Raw genomic sequence first — 2,133 nt, forward strand, 5'->3', positions numbered from 1 at the left:
GATCAGACGGTCCAGCGCCTCGTCCGTACGACCGGCCACCGCGGTACCGAGGACGATGTCCTCCCCCGCGCCCAGCCGGCTGAGCAGCACCGCCAGGGCACTCTGCACGACCATGAACACACTCGCCTGCGTCTCCCGCGCCAGGGCCGCAAGCCCCTGGTAGAGCTCCGCGTCGATGCTGAAGGTGACGGCGTCGCCGCGGTAGGACGACACCGCCGGACGGGGACGATCCACCGGCAGCATCAGCTCCTGCGGGGCGTCGGCCAGCTGCTCGCGCCAGTAGGCGAGCTGTGCGGCGATGGCGCTGTCGGGGTCCTCCTCCGAACCGAGGACCTCACGCTGCCACAGCGTGTAGTCCGCGTACTGCACCGGCAGCGGTTCCCACGCCGGCGCCCGGCCCTCGGCCCGCGCCGCATAGGCGGTCGAGAAGTCACCGGCCAGCGGGGCCACCGACCAGCCGTCACCGGCGATGTGGTGCAGCACGAACAACAGCACGAACTCGTCACCGGGAAGGTCGAACAGGGTCACCCGCAGCGGAGCGTCCACCGACAGGTCGAACCCCCGGCCCGCCTCGGCCGACAACGCCCCCAGCAGACCGGCCTCGTCGACCTGGACGACGGGCACGTCCATCCGGACGTCGGCCAGGACTTGGTACGGCTCGCCGTCAGCGGATTCCGCGAACACCGTCCGCAGGCTCTCGTGGCGCGCCACCACGTCGTCCAGTGCGGTACGCACTACCTCACGATCCACCGCGCCGGTCAGCCGCAGCGCGCCGGGGATGTTGTAGGCGGCCGACTCCGGCTCCATCCGGTTCAAGAACCACAGCCGGCGCTGCGCGAACGACAGCGGAACCACCTCGGGACGCTCCACCGCCTTCAGCGCCCGCCGCGCACCGGGCGAACCCGACACCCGCAACGCCAGCTCCGCCACCGTCGGCGCCTCGAACAACGCCCGGATGGCCACCTCCGCACCGAAGGACGACCGCACCCGGGACACCAGACGCGTCGCCAGCAGCGAATGCCCACCCAAGTCGAAGAAGTTGTCGTCCACCCCGACCTGGTCCAGGCCCAGCACCTCGGCGAACAGCCCGCACAGGATCTCCTCCTGCGGAGTCCGCGCCGCACGGCCCCCACCCGAGCCCGTGAAGTCCGGAACCGGCAGAGCCCGCCGGTCCAGCTTCCCGTTCGGTGTCCGCGGCAGTGAGTCCAGCACCACGACCGCCGCCGGCACCATGTAACCCGGCAGCGAACGACCCGCGAAGGCACGGACCTCCCCCGCCTCGACACCCGGCGCCACCACATAGGCCACCAGACGCCGGTCCCCGGGACGGTCCTCACGGACCATGGCCACCGCCTGGTCGACTCCCGGGAAGGCAGCCAACGCGGATTCCACCTCACCCAGTTCGATGCGGAAGCCCCGCACCTTCACCTGGTCGTCGACCCGGCCCACGAACACCAGGTTCCCGTCCGGCAGCCACCGCACCAGGTCCCCGGTGCGGTACATACGCTCACCCGGACCACCGAACGGACAGGCGACGAAACGCTCCGCCGTCAGACCCGCACGACCCCAATACCCACGAGCCAGACCCGCACCGGCCACATACAGCTCACCCACCACACCCGGAGCCACCGGCTCCAGACCACCGTCCAGCACGAACACCCGTGCGTTGGACTGCGGGCGGCCGATCGGCACCACCCCATCGGGAAGTGTCTGACCGGGTTCGATCCGGAACTCGGTGCAGTTGACCGTGGATTCCGTCGGGCCGTAGACGTTGCTGACCACCGCGTCGGGATGCTGTTCACGCCACTTGCGCAGCGTCTCGCTGTGCAGGGCTTCGCCGCCGAGCAGCAGGTGTCCGGTCGGCGAGTAGCCCGCGGGCTGGTTCTCGAGCAGCGGCAGGTGGCTGGGCGTCGCCTTGAGGAAGGTGGTGGGCGTCTCGCCGAGGAGGGCCGCCGTCTGCTCGTCCTCGTCCTCGATGCTGGCCAGGATGATCCGGCCTCCGGTCACCAGAGGGGTGTAGAGAGCGGTCACTGTCAGGTCGAACGCGACCGGGGAGTGGACCAGTGCGACGCCTTCGGCAGCGGAGTACGTCCGCCGGGTGTAGGAGAGGTAGTCCACCACGCTTCGGTTCTC

General features: G+C 70.3%; 1 protein-coding gene. It reads right to left on the reverse strand.

Annotated elements, in window-relative coordinates; genetic code table 11:
• The coding region (locus JHAT_RS33370; RefSeq protein ID WP_290439831.1) for a condensation domain-containing protein at positions 1 to 2,121 on the reverse strand (2,121 nt) is incomplete at its 3' end.
• Positions 2,122 to 2,133 lie beyond the last annotated feature (12 nt).

This window comes from Streptomyces sp. JHA26, from assembly GCF_002005565.1.
Lineage (GTDB): Bacteria > Actinomycetota > Actinomycetes > Streptomycetales > Streptomycetaceae > Streptomyces.